We start from the raw sequence: 15,247 nt of genomic DNA, 5'->3' as shown, positions 1-15,247 counted from the left end.
ACCCGCTCCGCTCGGTTCACGACGCGGACCCGTCTCCTCGCGATAACTATAATGTTCTATAATGAGATTATATCGAACAGTTTGTGAAGATAAACAGATTTAATACGCAATCTGTTCACTAGACGGAGTGGAGACGACCGATACCGGTTCGCCGTGCGGGTCGGCTACGGAGATTGGTCGCACGAGCCGAACGATGTCGGAATCCAACTCGAAAACGACGGTCGGAGCGCTCCCGGACGCGACGGCGGAGACGCCGTTCGCGCCCGTCGCACTCACGTGGCTCGCCTGGTCGCTGTTCGCCGCGAGCCTCGCGGTCCTCGTCGCCCGAGTCCGATTCGGTTTCGCCCCGGCGGTCCCCGGCGCGTTCGCCGTCGACGGACTCACCGTCCTGATGTGGGTGGTCGTCGCCTTCTTCGGCGGCGTCGTCCACAGCTACTCGCGCCGGTACATGGCGGGAAGCGCCCACGAGACGCGGTTCTTCCTCGCCGTGTTCGCCTTCGAGGTGACCGTGATGGCCCTCGTCGCGGCCGACCACCTCGCCGCGTTCGGACTGCTGTGGCTGGCGATGGGGCTGGTGATGGCGAGGCTCATCGGCGTCGTCGACGGGTGGAGACAGGCGCGGGCCGCCGCGTCGCTCGCTCGGCGGTACTTCGTCGCCAGCAGCGCGCTCCTCGGCGTCGCGCTGACCGCGCTCTGGCGGGCGACCGGCGCCACGACGGTCTCCGGCGTCGCCGCGGCCGCCGACGGGCTCGGCGGACCGCTGTGGGTCGTCGCCGCGGGCGCGCTCGTCCTCGCGGCGATGATCCAGTCCGCGCTGCTTCCGTTCCACGGCTGGCTGCTCTCGTCGATGACCGCCCCCACGCCGGCGTCGGCGCTGATGCACGCCGGGTTCGTCAACGCCGGCGGCGTCCTGCTGCTCCGGTTCGCGCCGGTCGTCACCGTCGACGCCGGCCTCATGCTCGCTATCGTCGCGGTCGGCGCGACCAGCGCGCTGCTCGGGAAGCTCCTCAAGTCCGTCCGGCCGGACGTCAAGAGCAAGCTGGCCTGCTCGACGGTGGGGCAGATGGGATTCATGATCATGCAGGCCGGTCTGGGGTTCTTCGGGGCCGCCGTCACCCACCTCATCCTGCACGGCTTCTACAAGGCCTACCACTTCCTCGGTGCGGGCGGTGCGGTCGAACGGACGGCCCCGAGCGGGCAGACGGCCCCCCGGACGGGCGTCTCCGGCGTCGCCGACGGCGCGGTGACGCTGCTGACCGGACTGGCGGGCGGCGCGGTCTTCGCGCTGCTGACGGGGAAGGGAACGAGCGTCGACTCCGGACTGCTGCTCGCCCTGTTCGTGGCGTTCACGACCCTCCACGCGGCGCGGGGCGCGGTCCGGCACGCGTCGCTTCCGCCGGCGGTCCGCTACGGTGCGGTCCCGCTGGTCTTCCTGCCGGCGATCACCGTGTACGCGCTCGTCTACAGGGGCGTCTCGGCGCTCCTCACCGGGCTCCCGGTCGTCTCGGCGCCGACCGAACTGACCGCGCTGCACGGCCTCGTGGCCGCCGCCTTCCTCGCCGCGTACGTGGCGATAGAGACCGGCGTCCACGAGCGCAGTCGCCGGCTCTACGTCGCGCTCCTGAACTGGGGCCACCCGTCGTCCGGAACCGTGCTGACGAACGCAGAGGAGTACGACAACGGAGGAGTTCAATGAGCACTCAATCCACTATCCGAGACGGCATCGACGACGCGGCGGCGACGGTCGGATCGGTCTGGCCGATCCACTCGTTCGTGACGGCGAACCCCCTCTCGGGGTTCGAGAACATACCGTTCGACGAGGCGGTGACGCAGGCCGCCGACGTGTTGGGCGGACGCGGCTACCCGAGCCGAGAGGTCTTCCGCGCGGCGCTGGACGACGGCCGGATCGACCGCGAGACGCTCGCCGCGGAGCTCGCCGACCGCGGCTACGAGGCCGACCCGGAGACGCTGCTCGAACGCGTGGACGCGTCGGTCGAGTCGGCGGCGCCGGACGGCGGGGCCGAGCGGGTCGATCACGTGCTGACGAAGTGGCTGTCGGCGTTCCTCGACGAGGGCGGCGCCGCGTGGCCGATGCCGAACCGCGACGAGGGGTTCTACGCCGCCTTCCGCGAGCTGGCACCGCACGACGCCGACGTCCCGGACGAGGGGGTCGTCGCGTCGCTCCCGGAGACCCCGACCGAGGCCATCGAGGCCGTCTTGGAGCCGTACCCGGAGAGCCAGTGGGTCCCCGTCTTCGAGGAACAGCTGGCCGCGCTTCCGGGCTGGGCCGGGTTCATCAAGCAGCGCGCGGACGACGAGGGGGCGTGGCAGTCGGTCCACCCGATCACGCTCGCGGACTACGTCGCGGTCCGTCTCGCGCTCCTCGACGGGTTCGGCGTCGATGTCGAGCCGTCCACTGATCCCGGGAGCGCCGACGCCGATCCGGCCGACGAGCTCGCCGAGGCGTTTCTGAGCGCCTGGGAGGCGAGCTACCGCTCCGAGGTCGTCGGGCGCGTGACCGCCGAGAGCCGGTCGCTCGCCGAGAGCCGGTCCCTGGCCGGCTGCGAGTCGCCGGACGAGAGCGACCCGCCGGCCGGGGGCGACTCCTCGGGCGAGAGCGACCCGTCGGCCCGCCCCGACGCGCAGTTGGTGTTCTGCATCGACACGCGGTCGGAGGTGATCCGGCGTCACATCGAGGACGAGGGCGAGTACGAGACCCACGGGTACGCCGGCTTCTTCGGCGTTCCGATGGAGTATCAGGCGTACGACGCCGACGTGTCGGTCGACGCCTGCCCGCCCATCCTCGATCCCCGGCACCGCATCAGCGAGATACCGACCGACGGAGACGCGCAGGCGCGCCGCGACCGCCGGTCGAGCGTCCGCGAGGTCGCGGGTGACGTCGTCAAGAAGCTGAAGACGAACCCCGCCAGCGCCTTCGGCTTCGTGGAGAACGCGGGGAGCGGGTACGGACTGGCGCTCGCGGCCCGCACGCTGGTGCCGAGCCGCGTTCGCGACCTGTTGGGGGCCGCGGACGACGCGGTGCTCGACGACCGCGAGTTCTGCGAGCAGACCGTCCACCACCAGCACGCCTACGCCGGCGATCTCCCGATCGGACTGACCCAAGAGGAGAAGGTCGAGTACGCCGCGACCGCGTTCGATCTGATGGGCTGGACGGAGTTCGGCCGGCTCGTGGTGTTCGCCGGCCACGCGAGCGAGACGACCAACAACCCCTACGACTCGAGCCTCGACTGCGGCGCGTGTGCCGGCAACCCCGGCGGGCCGAACGCCCGCGTCCTCGCGGCGATCTGCGCCGACCCCGACGTGAAGGCGGCGCTGCGCGAGCGCGGCTTCGACGTCCCCGACGACACCGTCTTCCTCGCCGGCGAACACAACACGACGACCGACGAGATCGAGCTCTACGGGGACGTGCCCGAGAGCCACGCGGACGACCTCGCGGCGCTGCGCGCGGACCTCGCGGCGGCCCGCGAGGGCGCGGCCGCCGAACGCGCGGACGCGATGGGCGCCGACGCCTCGGCGGGCGTCGGCGAGACCGAGCGCCGCGCCGGCGACTGGGCCGAGACGCGCCCCGAGTGGGGACTGGCCGGCAACGCGGGCTTCGTCGTCGGGCCCCGCGAGCTGACGAGCGACCTCGACCTGGACGGCCGCGCGTTCCTCCACTCGTACGACTGGTCGACCGACCCCGACGGCGACGCGCTCGAGGCGATCCTCGCCGGGCCGATGGTCGTCACCCAGTGGATCAACGCGCAGTACTACTTCTCGACCGTCGACAACGCGACCTACGGGAGCGGGTCGAAGGCGACGCAGAACCCCGTCGGCAACGTCGGCGTCTACCAGGGGAACGGCGGCGATCTGATGACCGGGCTCCCCAGCCAGTCGCTGATGGCCGCCGACGGCGTCCCGTACCACCAGCCGCTCCGCCTCTCGACGGTCGTGCACGCCCCCGTGGAACGCGTCACCGACGCGCTGGCCGACCACGACGAGGTGACGGAACTGCTGGACAACGACTGGCTCTCGTTGACGGTCGTCGACCCGACGCGCGACCACCGCGCGTTCGAGTACGAGCGCGACCTGAGCTGGGCACCGGCCTCGGAGCCGGCCGCCGCCGAGCCGGAGGCGCCGACCGAAACCGAACCGGAGGCGCCGACCGAAACCGAACCGGAGGCGCCGGTCGCTCCCACCGTCGCGGACGACTGAGCCGTCCCCGCGGTCCCGTTCTGTCTCCTTCCGCGCTCCGCGTGACCGAGTACCACCGCGGCGACAGCGTTAAATCGGTGTACAGACTTGTACATCACAACGCGAAGTAATACATCGGTGAACACTATGGATATCAACGACACGGTCGAACGCGTGACGGACGGGACGGATCTGACTGTCGAGGAGTCGCGCGAGGCCGCGCGGCTGGTCTTCGAGGAGGCCACGGAGGCGCAGATCGGCGCCCTCCTCGCCGCCCTCCGGGCGAAGGGCGAGACCGAGGCCGAGATCGCCGGCTTCGCGCAGGGGATGCGCGACGCCGCCCGCACGATCGAGCCGGCCCGCGAGCCGCTCGTCGACACCTGCGGGACGGGCGGCGACGACTACGACACGATCAACGTCTCGACGACCGCCGCGATCGTCGCCGCGGGCGCGGGCGTCCCGGTCGCCAAGCACGGCAACTACTCCGTCTCCTCCTCCTCCGGGAGCGCCGACGTGTTGGAGGTCGCGGGCGCCGACGTCGAGGCCGAGCCGCCGGCGGTCGCGGACGCCATCGAGGCCGACGGGATCGGCTTCATGCTCGCGCCCGTCTTCCACCCGGCGATGAAGGCCGTGATCGGCCCGCGCAAGGAGCTCGGGATGCGGACGATCTTCAACGTGCTCGGCCCGCTCACCAACCCCGCCGGCGCCGACGCGCAGGTGCTCGGCGTCTACGACCCCGACCTCGTCGGGACGATCGCCCGGTCGCTCGCGCGCATGCCCGTCGAGCACGCGCTGGTGGTCCACGGCGCGGGGATGGACGAGATCGGGATCCACGACGAGACGGTCGCCGCCGAGGTCGTCGGCGACGAGGTGACCGAGTTCACGATCGCGCCGGAGGACCTCGGGCTCGACCGCGCCCCGATCGAGGACGTCTCGGGCGGGACGCCGGCGGAGAACGCGGCCGACCTGCGGGGGATCGTCGACGGCTCCGTCACGGGGCCGAAGCGCGACCTGATCCTCGCGAACGCGGGGGCGGCGATCTACGTCGCCGGCGAGGCCGACACGCTCGCGGCGGGCGTCGAGCGGGCCGCCGAGGCGATCGACTCCGGCGCGGCCGCCGAGAAGTTCGCGGCGCTGTGCGGCGACGACGGGATCGCGGAGGGAGCGGCGACCCCGGCGGACGACGCCGAGGAGGCGACGACCGCCGGCTCGGAGGGCGACGACTGATGGCCCGGGTGAAGATCTGCGGGCTCACGGACGCCGCGGACCTCCGGGCCGCGGTCGACGCGGGCGCGGACGCGGTCGGTGTGATCTCGGAGGTGCCGGTCGACTCCGGGCGCGAGGTCGACTCGGCGACGGCGGCGGAGCTGCTCGCGGACGTCCCGCCGTTCGTCACGGCGACGCTGGTCACGATGCCCGACTCCGCCGAGCGCGCGGTCGAGCTCCTGCGGACGGTCGGTCCGGACGCGATTCAGCTCCACGGCGAGTGGACGCCCGACGAGATCCGGTACATCCGCGCGGAGACGGAGCGGAAGGTGCTGCTCGCCGTCGACGCCGACGACCCGGCCCGCGCCGAGGAGTTCGACGCGGTCGCCGACGCGCTCGTGATCGACTCGACCGACGACTCCGGCGCCGGCGGCACCGGCGAGGCCCACGACTGGGCGAAGACGGGCGAGCTGGCGGCCCGGCTCACGTCGCCGGTCGTGCTCGCGGGCGGGCTCACGGCCGACAACGTCGCCGAGGCCGTCCGCGTCGCCGACCCGTACGCCGTCGACGTCGCCTCCGGCGTCGAGCTGGCGGACGGGCGGAAGGACCACAACGCGGTGGCCCGGTTCGTCGCCAACGCGGGCCGGGAGATGGAGCTCGCATGAGCGACGACGGCTCCCCGCTCGACCGCTCGAAGGCCGCGTTCGTCGAGCTCGCCGCCGACGCGGAGAAGCCGGTCGTCGTCCGGGCGTCCGCGGCGCTCGACGCCGACGTGACCCCGCTCGCGGCGTACGCGACCCTCGTCGGCGACGGGCCGTACGGGTTCCTCCTGGAGTCCGGCGAGAAGGTCGCCTCCAGCGACCCCGACGGCGCGTTCACGTCGGGCGGGAAGGCCGACCGGCACGCCCGCTACTCGTTCGTCGGCTACGACCCCGAGGCGATCGTCTCCGTCCACCCCGACCGCACCGAGGTGACCCGGCTCGGGCCGGCGGCGGAGTTCGTCGGGGACGGATCTGAGAAAGAGACCGGCCCCGGCGCGGGCGACGCGGTCGACCGGATCCGCGCGGCGTTCCCCGACGTGAGCCTGCGCGGGTTCCCCGACACCGACCGGCAGATCCTCTCCGGCGGGTTCGTCGGCTTCCTCGCGTACGAGGCCGTCTACGACCTCTGGCTGGAGGAGGTCGGCGTCGAGCGCCCCGAGACCGAGTTCCCGGACGCCGAGTTCGCGCTCACGACCCGCACGGTCGTCTTCGACGAGAAGGAGGGGAGCGCCGAGCTCGTCTTCACGCCGGTCATCGGCGTCGACGACGACCCGGCGGCGGTGTACGACGACCTCGTCGCCGAGGCGGAGCGGGTGAGCGCCGAGCTCCGTGAGGCCGCGCCGCCGGAGCCCGACGGGATCCGAGTCGACGCGGAGTCCGCGGACCCACGCGAGGCGTACGAGGAGGCGGTCCGGACCGCGAAGCGCCACGTCCTCGACGGCGACATCTACCAGGGCGTGATCTCGCGGAGCCGGGAGCTCCGCGGCGAGGTAGACTCGCTGGGGCTGTACGCGGCGCTCCGCGAGGTGAACCCCTCGCCGTACATGTACGTGCTGCGCCACGACGACCGGAGCATCGTCGGCGCGAGCCCGGAGACGCTGGTGTCGGTGCAGGGCGAACGGATCGTCTCGAACCCCATCGCGGGCACCTGTCCCCGCGGGACGAGCCCGGTCGAGGACCGCCGGCTCGCCGGCGAGATGCTCGCCGACGCGAAGGAGCGCGCGGAGCACACGATGCTCGTCGACCTCGCGCGCAACGACGTCCGGCGCGTCTCGGAGGCGGGATCGGTCCGCGTCGAGGAGTTCATGAACGTGCTGAAGTACAGCCACGTCCAGCACATCGAGTCGACCGTCACGGGGACGATGGCGGCCGACGCCGACGCCTTCGACGCCACGCGCGCGACGTTCCCGGCCGGCACGCTCACGGGGGCGCCGAAGGTGCGCGCGATGGAGATCATCGAGGAGTTAGAGACCACGCCGCGGGAGGCGTACGGTGGCGGCGTCGGCTACTACGCGTGGACCGGCGACGCGGACTTCGCCATCGTGATCCGGACCGCGACGCTCGACGAGTCGCCGGGGGGCGCGAGCGGTCCGGACGAGGCCGCCGTGACCGTCCGGGCCGGCGCCGGGCTCGTCGCCGACTCCGATCCGGCCGCCGAGTACGAGGAGACCGAGCAGAAGATGGACGGCGTGCTGACCGCGATCGACCGGATCCGGGACGAGGAGTCGCCCGCGGACGACCCCCTCCCCGCCGGCGCGGAGGTCGACGAATGAACGTCGTCGTCGTCGACAACTTCGACTCGTTCACCTACAACCTCGTCGAGTACGTCTCCGATCAGACGCTCGACGGCGAGGACGACGCGAGCGGGGACCCGGAGCCGATCGACGTCGAGGTGTTCAAGAACACCGCGTCGCTGGCGGCGATCCGCGACGCCGACCCGGACGCGGTTATCGTCAGCCCCGGCCCTGGTCACCCGAAGAACGAGCGCGACGTGGGCGTGACGACGGCCGTGCTCCGGGAGCTCTCGCCCGAGGTCCCGACGCTCGGCGTCTGTCTCGGCCTAGAGGCCGCCGTGTACGAGTACGGCGGGACCGTCGGTCACGCGCCGGAGCCGATCCACGGCAAGGCGTTCCCGGTGGATCACGACGGCGAGGGGGTGTTCGCCGGGCTCGACCAGGGGTTCCGCGCCGGGCGGTACCACTCGCTGGCCGCCACGGCGGTCCCCGACGCCTTCGCGGTGACGGCGACGACGGACCACGAGGACGACGAGATCGTGATGGGGATCCGCCACCGCGAGCACCCGATCGAGGCCGTGCAGTTCCACCCGGAGAGCGTGTTGACCGCGGCCGGCCACGACCTGATCCGGAACTTCCTCGAAGCCGTCTGAGGCGGACGTCGAGACCGCGCGGCGACGCCGGCCCTACTTCGCTTCCTCGTCCGCCGACTCCCCGCTCGCCTCGCGGTCGCCCTCCGTCTCCTCTTCGGTGCCGGCGTCGCCCTCCGTCTCCTCTTCGGTGCCGGCGTCGCCCTCCGTCTCCTCTTCGGTGCCGGCGTCGCCCTCCGTCTCCTCCTCGTCGTCTTCGTCGTCCGCGTCGCGTCCGGCGAGCCCGACGAGGTGGCCGACCTCCGGGAGGATTATCTCGTCGACGCCGAGCCGGACCGCGTTCTCGGAGCCGGGGAGACAGAAGACGGGCGTGGCGGAGACGATCCCGGCCGTCGCCCGTGACCCGATGGTCCGCGTCCCGACCTCGGCCTCCGAGCGCCGGCGGAACAGCTCGCCGAAGCCGGGGAGCTTCTTCGCGAAGAGGCCGTCGACCGCCTCCGGCGTCACGTCGTCCGGCGTCACGCCGGTGCCGCCGGTGGTGACGACGACGTCGGCGTCCTTCCGCCGGGCCAATCGGTCTACGGTCCCCTGCACGCTGTCGTACTCGTCCGGGACCAGCTCGCGGACGGCGACCTCGTGGCCCGCGTCCTCGAACGCGGCGGCGACGTGGTCGCCGGACGGGTCCTCGTCGAGCGAGCGCGAGGACGACACCGTCACGACCGCGACCTCGACCGACTCGGCGTCGTGGTGGTGATGGTCGTGGCCGCGGTCGTCATCGTGGTGGTGGTCTCCGTCGTCGTGGTGGTGGTCGTGGCCGCGGTCGCCGTCTTCCCCGCTGTCGCCGCCCTGTCCGTGGTCCGCTTCGCCCTCGCCGTGGTCGTGCGCGTCGCTCATGGCACCACGTTTCCCGGCGACGGTGAAAACACCACCACCTCCGACCCCCGGACGCGGCGGTCGCCCGGTTCGCGCGCTATCGGACCGACCTAGGGCCAGTCGTCCCGCGACGACTCCTCGGGCGCCTCCTCCTCGTCCGGCTCGTCCGCCGCGAGGATCCACCCCGCGGCCTGGGCCGCGTCCTCGACGTGGAGGAACTCCCAGCCGGTGGCCTCGGCGACCGCCTCGTCCTCGTCGTCGACGCCGACGAACACGTGCCGGTCCGTGTCGAACTGGCCGGCGATGTTCTCCAGGCTCTCCTCGACGCCGCGCGGGCCCGAGAAGAAGTCCTGGCGAACGCGGTGTTTGCGCGTGAAGTTGGTGACGACGTACGTCGGCTTCTCGCTGACCACGCCGACGTACTCCGTCCACTGCCGGGCGTTGTTGAACACGTCGTTGGGGTCCGCGAGCGTCTTCAGCGCCTCCAGCTCGAACGCGAGCGTCATGTCGGTAGATCCGCCACTGTCCATGGATCCGTGTTCGCGCGGCGAGCGAAAACAACTTCGCTTCGGGGGTGGCGTTCGCGGGGGACCGACGTCGCCTCTCCGACCCTCAGCGCGTGCGAACCTGGTAGTAGTCGGTAAACTTCACGAAGTCGCCGTCGTCGAGGTCGCCGTGTTCCGGCGCCGTTCTCGGTCGCCCGGCGAGCTTCCGCACGAGGATCTGTGCGTCCTCGCCGAGTTCGTCGTAGTGACGCACGCGAGCACCCGGCGGGATCCAGCCGGTCCGCCGGAGCCGAAGCCGTCGCCCCGTCTCTCGGAGTGGCATACGATAACGCATGTCATGATTAATCATAAACGTTGCGTCGGTTCCGAGCGAGCGGGTCGAACGAGCGTAAACGGAGCGACCGGAGAAACGGACGGATCGGGGGCGAGCGTCCCGCGTTACTGCTCGGTCGTCGCCGCCAGGTCGTCGACGGAGAAGCCGGGCTCCATGAGGAGATCCGTCTGATCGCTCACGTCGCGGCCCTCGCGCATGAGCTGTTTGAACGCGGACTGCGGGGAGAGGTCGCCGATGAGGACGCCGCCGACGACCTTGCCGTCCTTGAGGGCCACGCGGCGCCACTCGCCCTCGGCCGTGGTCGCCTCGACCGAGTCGTCGCCGATGGTCGGGTGGCCGAACGAGAGGAACGGGAAGTCGAAGTGGGTGATCGAGTACGAGGAGACCCACTCGAACGCCTCGCTGCCGTAGTCGAGCATGTTGCGGGCGGCGATCGTTCCCTGCTCCTTCGCCGACCCCCACGAGCCGTTCTTCCCCTGCTCGCCGAGGACCAGGTCGTTGAAGCTGGTGATGTCGCCGGCCGCGAACACGTTGTCGACGTTGGTTCGCATGTACTCGTCGACGGCGATGCCGTTGTCCGTCTCCAGCGGGGTCTGCTCGACGATCTCGGTGTTGAAGTTCAGGCCGATCGCGACGCCCGCGAAGTCGCACTCGTAGCGCTCGCCGTTCGGGTCAACTGCGGCCTCGACGTGGCCGTCGTCGTCGACCTCGAAGTGATCGACGCCGGAGCCGAAGACGGGCTCGACGCCGCGCTCGCGCATCGCGTCGTGCATGATCGACGCGCCCTCCTCGGAGAGCGCGTAGCGCCACCAGCAGTCGCCGCGCATCAGGTACTTCGCCTCGACATCCTGCGCGCCGCAGATGGCCGCGAAGTCGATCCCGAGGAGCCCCGCACCGACGATGACAGCCCGCTCGGCGCCCTCGACGCTCTCTTTGATCCGCCGAGCGTCCTGGAACGTCCAGAAGTGGTGGATCCCGTCCGCGTCCGCGTTCTCGACGGGGAGCTGCTGGGGGGTGCCGCCGATCGCGAGCAGGAGGGAGTCGTACTCGAACGTCTCGCCCTCGTGGGTGTGGACCGCGTCGTTCTCCACGTCGATGTCGACGACGACGGTGTTGAGCCGGAGGTCGACGTCGTGCTCGTCGTACCATTCCTCTTGATGGATCGAGATCGGCGCCTCGGGGAGCTTCCCCTTCGCGTACTCTTTGATCAGGATCCGGTTGTAGAGGGACTCTCCCTCGTCGGTGAGAACCGTGATCTCGGCGTCAGGCGCTTGCTCGCGCAGCGTCTCGGCCGCGGACGCACCCGCGATACCGTCCCCGACGATCACGTACGAATCGCTCATGTGCGGGCGTTCGGATTCGGGGTTAATGTGGGTTGCCATCCGCACTGATACCCGTGATACACTTGCGCTCGGGGCCGCGGTCGGACTTATTCACCGCCGTGGTCGCCGCCACCGGCGGGTTCGGCGGGGAAATCGCGCTCGCCCGCCTCGATCCGAGCGTCGAGCCAGTTCTCCGTCGGCGTCAGCGGACACTCGTACGCGTGGTTGTACGCGCACGTGGGGTTGTACGCGACGTTGAAGTCGAGCGTCCACTCCCCGTCGACGCGGTCGCGGTCGGGCATGAGGTCGAGGTAGCGCCCCGCTCCGTACGTCTCCTCGCCGTTGGTCTCGTCGCGGAAGGGGACCCAGAACCGGTCCGAGCCGTCGGTCGGACGGTACGCCTGTAGCGAGTGCGCGTCGCCGTCGAGCTCGAACCTGAACTCCCCCCATCTGCGGTACGTCTGCTCGCCGTCCGCGGTGGTCTCGACGGATATCGTCTCCGTCTCGTCGTGCTCGTGGAGCGGGAGCACGAAGCGACACGCCGGGTCGGGGTCGTAGAACGAGAGCCCGGGGAACGCGTCGCCGCGCATCTCGATCGGCAGCGGCGACCGCGCCGACTCCCGGAACTGCTCCTCTTTCGCGCGACGCTCCCGTTCGATCCGCCGCGCCCAGTCGTCGGTCTCGTTCGCGTTCATCACACCGTAATATTGTGCTTACTATGCAATAACAATTGCGTCGGTCCGTGCGGCGGTGGACCGCCGCCGCGACCGCGGTCCGTCGCGGCCGAGGCGCCACAGATTCAAGGACGTGCCGACCTAACGAGACGTATGAAGATCCGGCAGAACATCCGCCACTGGGCCGCCAAGAAGGCGTTGACGACGCCGGTCGTCGGCGACGTCGCGAACGACAAGCTGGTCGACCTCCACACGAGCATCTTTCTGAACAAGGCCGACGAACAGCGCCGGGAGGAGCGCCGCGAGCACCTCGACGACTTCTTCGACGCGACGATGGACGCCTACGTCGCCGGCTTAGAGACCGGCTTCCCGGAGGCCGAGGCCCGCGAGATCACGCACGTCCAGGCCAACTTCGACTTCTTCAACCACGGCTGGACGGAGATGATGGAGATCCCGGGCGACGAGTTAGAGGAACATTACCGACGCTACGAGGAGTTCTTCACCGAGCACGGGATCACGATCGACGACCCGCTCGGTGACTTCCGGCCGATCGAGGGCGTCGCCGTCGCCCCCGAGACGCCCGAGCGGCTGGAGACCGCGGAGTACGAGAACGCGCTCGCCGGCTTCGCCGACGACGTGTACGTCCATACCGACGACGGCGAGACGGTCGTCGGCGGGGGGGCCGAGGAGCCCGAGGACGTCGACCCGTCAGCCGCGCCCGGGCTCGACGAGGACGAGGCGAGCGCGTAACGAAGCCGGTCGCCCCGAGAGCCGCCCACGTTTATACTTCGGCGGCGAGAGCGGGCGACATGAACCGCGGTCAATCGTTTCTCCTCCTCCTCATCGGTATCGTCGCGCTGTTGACGCTGTTCGTCATCCTCCCGTTCGTCGAGTACGTGGTCGCGTCGGCGATCCTCGCGTACGTCCTCTACCCGTTCCACGTGCGGCTCTCGAGATGGCTTCGGGACCGCCTCGCGGGCCACGTGCGGGAGTCGGTGTCGACCCGGCTCGCCCGCATGCTCTCGGGCATCTCGCTCATCCTCGCGTCCGTCGTCGCCGTCATCATTCCGCTCGCGTACATCTCGTGGGTTTTCATCCGGGACCTCACCGAGATCGCCCGCGGGAACACGGAGATCGACGTGAGCGCCATCGAGGCCGAGCTCGCGGTGCTCACCGGCCGGGAGATCGACGTCGGCGAGGTGCTCGCGATGGCCGGACAGCTCCTCGTCGAGACGCTGTTCGGCGGGGTCAGCGGGGTCGTCACCACGGCGCTTCGGGCGTCCGTCGGCCTCTCTCTGGCGCTGTTTCTCGTCTACTACACGCTGCTCGACGGACCGGCGTTCGTGGGCTGGATCCGGGACACGAGCCCGCTTCCCGCGGAGGTCACCGCCGACCTCGTCGACCGCGTCGACGCGATGACCCGCGGCGTGGTGATCGGACACATCGCCGTGGCGCTGCTGCAGGCGCTGGTCGCCGGCGTCGGCCTGTGGGCGGCCGGCGTCCCGAACGTCGTCTTCTGGACGTTCGTCATGGCCGTGCTCGCGCTGCTGCCGCTGATCGGGGCGTTCTTCGTCTGGGGGCCGGCCGCGGCGTACCTCGTCGTCGTCGACCAGGTCACGGCCGGAGTGTTGCTCGCGCTGTACGGGGTGTTCGTCATCGCGCTGGTGGACAACTACGCCCGGCCGATCGTCATCGACCAGCAGGCGCACCTGAACCCCGCGGTGATCCTCCTCGGCGTGTTCGGCGGGATCTACTCGGTCGGGTTCACCGGGCTGTTCGTCGGCCCCATCGTCATCGGCGTGCTCGCGGCGACGCTGGAGACGTTCCGCGAGGACTACGACGCGATCGGCGGCGGGTAGGCGGCGTGATTTAGCGGGTAGCCGGCGGCGTGATTTAAACCGATCAGCCGCGTACGTCGATTCATGGCAACCGCCGCCCGATCCCGGCTGCCGGACCGCCGGGACGCCCTCCTGATCGTCGCCGCCGCCGTCGCGGTCAACCTGATCGGGGCGGTCGGCGTCCCCTTCACCGCCACCGAGAGCGCGTGGTTCGCCGAGCTCGCGCTGCCGGCGTACTACCCGCCCGGGTGGGCGTTCGGCGTGGTCTGGCCGATACTGTACGCGCTGCTCGGCGCCGCCGCGGCGCTCGTCTACCTCCGTGGCCGCGACGCCCGCGACGCCCGAATCGCTCGCGACGCCCGGACCGCGCTCGGCCTGTTCGCCGTCCAGCTCGGCGTCAACGTCGCGTGGTCGCCCGTCTTCTGGGGGCTCGAACGCCCAGACCTCGGGCTCGCCGTGCTCGTCGCGCTCCTCCCGCTCGTCGCCGCGACGATCCTCGCCTTCGACCGCGTCGACCGCCGGGCCGCGCTCCTGCTCGTCCCCTACCTCGCGTGGGTCTGTTTCGCGACCGCGCTCAACTACGGGATCTGGGCGCTGAACTGAGCCGGTCGGTCACCCTGACTCCGGCTCCTCTCCGAGTCGCTCCGCGATGAACCGCCGCTCGCGGGGGTCGAGCTCGCGGTCGTCCTCGCGGAACGCCCGGAGCCCGGCCCGGTACCGCTCCCCGTCACCGTCGCTCTCCGGGGCCGGCTCGGTCGCCGGGCGCTCCAGCTCCAGCTCGGCGAGCCCGGTCCGATCGCCCGTGTACGCGAAGCCGGACTTGTAGAGCGCCGCGTAGGCGAACGGGTTGTTCACGGCGATCCGCACCCGGTCGTAGCCGTCCGCCGCGAGCCGCGAGACGGTCCGGTCCACGAGCCGCGGGCCGATCCCCTCGCCTCGGCGGGCGACGTGGACGGTGACGTACCGGAGACGGCAGCAGGCGGGGTCGGTCCGGTCGGGCGAGAAGGAGACCGCGGCGACCACGTCGTCGTCGAACGCGCTCGCTTCGACGGTCGGCGGCAGCGGCTCCTCCGGCTCCCACCGCGGGACCGCCGGCGAGCCGTCGGGCGTCCGGAGGACGGCCTTCCCGGGCTTGCCCACGACGAACTTGCCGGCGTAGGCGAACGCGCGGTAGTCCAGCCGCAGGGTCGCCCCGGAGCCCGGATCGCCGACGAGCGCGTACTCCATGCTCGCGCTACGGCCCGTTCGGATAAATACGGAGCGGCGCCCCCGCGGCCTGTTAAGTGGCTCCGCCGCCGAGAGCGACCATGTACGGCCTCGGCGACGTCCGCTTCTTCGACCGGGTGGCCCCCCTGTACGACCGCGTCATGCCGCCGGCGAACGGCGAGGCGCTGGCCGCGGGGCTCGCCCACGCGACGCGACCGATCGACCGCCT

15 protein-coding genes and 1 pseudogene are annotated in these 15,247 nt (G+C 71.0%); 10 read left to right on the top strand and 6 right to left on the bottom strand.

Features of this window, described 5'->3' with window-relative positions; translation table 11 throughout:
- The first annotated feature begins 193 nt into the window (after positions 1-193).
- The 6 genes from DJ73_RS14185 (at position 194) to trpG (ending at position 8,328) form a co-directional block, all read left to right on the top strand.
- A complete protein-coding gene (locus DJ73_RS14185; protein ID WP_094558288.1) occupies positions 194-1,696 on the top strand; it encodes a proton-conducting transporter membrane subunit in 1,503 nt (500 codons plus the stop codon).
- Entirely contained in the window at positions 1,693-4,215 is a 2,523-nt protein-coding gene (locus DJ73_RS14180) for a DUF2309 domain-containing protein (protein ID WP_094558277.1), read from the top strand. The genes DJ73_RS14185 and DJ73_RS14180 overlap by 4 nt, the downstream gene beginning before the upstream one ends.
- A gap of 126 nt (positions 4,216-4,341) precedes the next feature.
- Positions 4,342-5,421 (top strand): anthranilate phosphoribosyltransferase, encoded by a 1,080-nt coding sequence (gene trpD, locus DJ73_RS14175; protein WP_094558276.1) that lies wholly within the window; start codon positions 4,342-4,344, stop codon positions 5,419-5,421.
- Complete coding sequence (locus DJ73_RS14170) at positions 5,421-6,065, top strand: phosphoribosylanthranilate isomerase (RefSeq protein ID WP_094522029.1); 645 nt, start codon at positions 5,421-5,423, stop codon at positions 6,063-6,065. The genes trpD and DJ73_RS14170 overlap by 1 nt, the downstream gene beginning before the upstream one ends.
- Positions 6,062-7,714: an anthranilate synthase component I gene (trpE, locus tag DJ73_RS14165; RefSeq protein WP_094558275.1), complete on the top strand. Its 1,653-nt coding sequence runs from the start codon at positions 6,062-6,064 to the stop codon at positions 7,712-7,714. Before DJ73_RS14170 ends, trpE begins: the two co-directional genes overlap by 4 nt.
- Positions 7,711-8,328, top strand: a complete 618-nt coding sequence (trpG, locus tag DJ73_RS14160) for an anthranilate synthase component II (protein ID WP_094558274.1) — start codon at positions 7,711-7,713, stop codon at positions 8,326-8,328. The genes trpE and trpG overlap by 4 nt, the downstream gene beginning before the upstream one ends.
- 33 nt (positions 8,329-8,361) lie before the next feature.
- Here trpG and DJ73_RS14155 read toward each other — a convergent pair whose 3' ends face one another.
- The 5 genes from DJ73_RS14155 to DJ73_RS14135 form a co-directional block, all read right to left on the bottom strand.
- Entirely contained in the window at positions 8,362-9,159 is a 798-nt protein-coding gene (locus tag DJ73_RS14155; RefSeq protein WP_094558273.1) for a molybdenum cofactor biosynthesis protein B, read from the bottom strand.
- Between the two features lie 89 nt (positions 9,160-9,248).
- Positions 9,249-9,668 carry a hypothetical protein gene (locus tag DJ73_RS14150; protein WP_094522033.1) on the bottom strand — a complete coding sequence of 140 codons (420 nt, stop codon included), beginning with the start codon at positions 9,666-9,668 and terminating at the stop codon, positions 9,249-9,251.
- A gap of 82 nt (positions 9,669-9,750) precedes the next feature.
- Positions 9,751-9,966, bottom strand: a complete 216-nt coding sequence (locus tag DJ73_RS14145) for a hypothetical protein (protein WP_094522034.1) — start codon at positions 9,964-9,966, stop codon at positions 9,751-9,753.
- 116 nt (positions 9,967-10,082) lie between these two features.
- Positions 10,083-11,321, bottom strand: coding sequence for an NAD(P)/FAD-dependent oxidoreductase (locus DJ73_RS14140; RefSeq protein ID WP_094558272.1), 1,239 nt, complete (start codon positions 11,319-11,321; stop codon positions 10,083-10,085).
- A gap of 86 nt (positions 11,322-11,407) precedes the next feature.
- Positions 11,408-11,995: a DUF1684 domain-containing protein gene (locus DJ73_RS14135; protein ID WP_094558271.1), complete on the bottom strand. Its 588-nt coding sequence runs from the start codon at positions 11,993-11,995 to the stop codon at positions 11,408-11,410.
- A 132-nt stretch (positions 11,996-12,127) separates the two neighbouring features.
- Here DJ73_RS14135 and DJ73_RS14130 point away from each other — a divergent pair, with 132 nt between their 5' ends.
- From DJ73_RS14130 to DJ73_RS14120, 3 genes are all read left to right on the top strand, one after another.
- Entirely contained in the window at positions 12,128-12,724 is a 597-nt protein-coding gene (locus tag DJ73_RS14130) for a DUF6149 family protein (protein ID WP_094558270.1), read from the top strand.
- 59 nt (positions 12,725-12,783) lie between these two features.
- A complete protein-coding gene (locus DJ73_RS14125) occupies positions 12,784-13,833 on the top strand; it encodes an AI-2E family transporter (RefSeq protein WP_094558269.1) in 1,050 nt (349 codons plus the stop codon).
- A 63-nt stretch (positions 13,834-13,896) separates the two neighbouring features.
- Positions 13,897-14,415: a TspO/MBR family protein gene (locus tag DJ73_RS14120; RefSeq protein WP_094522039.1), complete on the top strand. Its 519-nt coding sequence runs from the start codon at positions 13,897-13,899 to the stop codon at positions 14,413-14,415.
- A 9-nt stretch (positions 14,416-14,424) separates the two neighbouring features.
- On the opposite strand, the gene DJ73_RS14115 is transcribed toward DJ73_RS14120, so the two are convergent.
- Positions 14,425-15,039: a GNAT family N-acetyltransferase gene (locus DJ73_RS14115; RefSeq protein WP_094522040.1), complete on the bottom strand. Its 615-nt coding sequence runs from the start codon at positions 15,037-15,039 to the stop codon at positions 14,425-14,427.
- A gap of 80 nt (positions 15,040-15,119) precedes the next feature.
- On the opposite strand from DJ73_RS14115, the pseudogene DJ73_RS21060 reads away from it, so the two are divergent.
- A pseudogene (locus DJ73_RS21060) lies at positions 15,120-15,247 on the top strand (methyltransferase type 11); the annotation flags it as partial.

Origin of the sequence: Halorubrum sp. Ea1, from assembly GCF_002252965.1 — an archaeon.
Classification (GTDB): Archaea; Halobacteriota; Halobacteria; order Halobacteriales; family Haloferacaceae; genus Halorubrum.
Note: the sequence above shows the minus strand (reverse complement) of the source record. Positions and strands in the feature narration are given on the sequence as shown.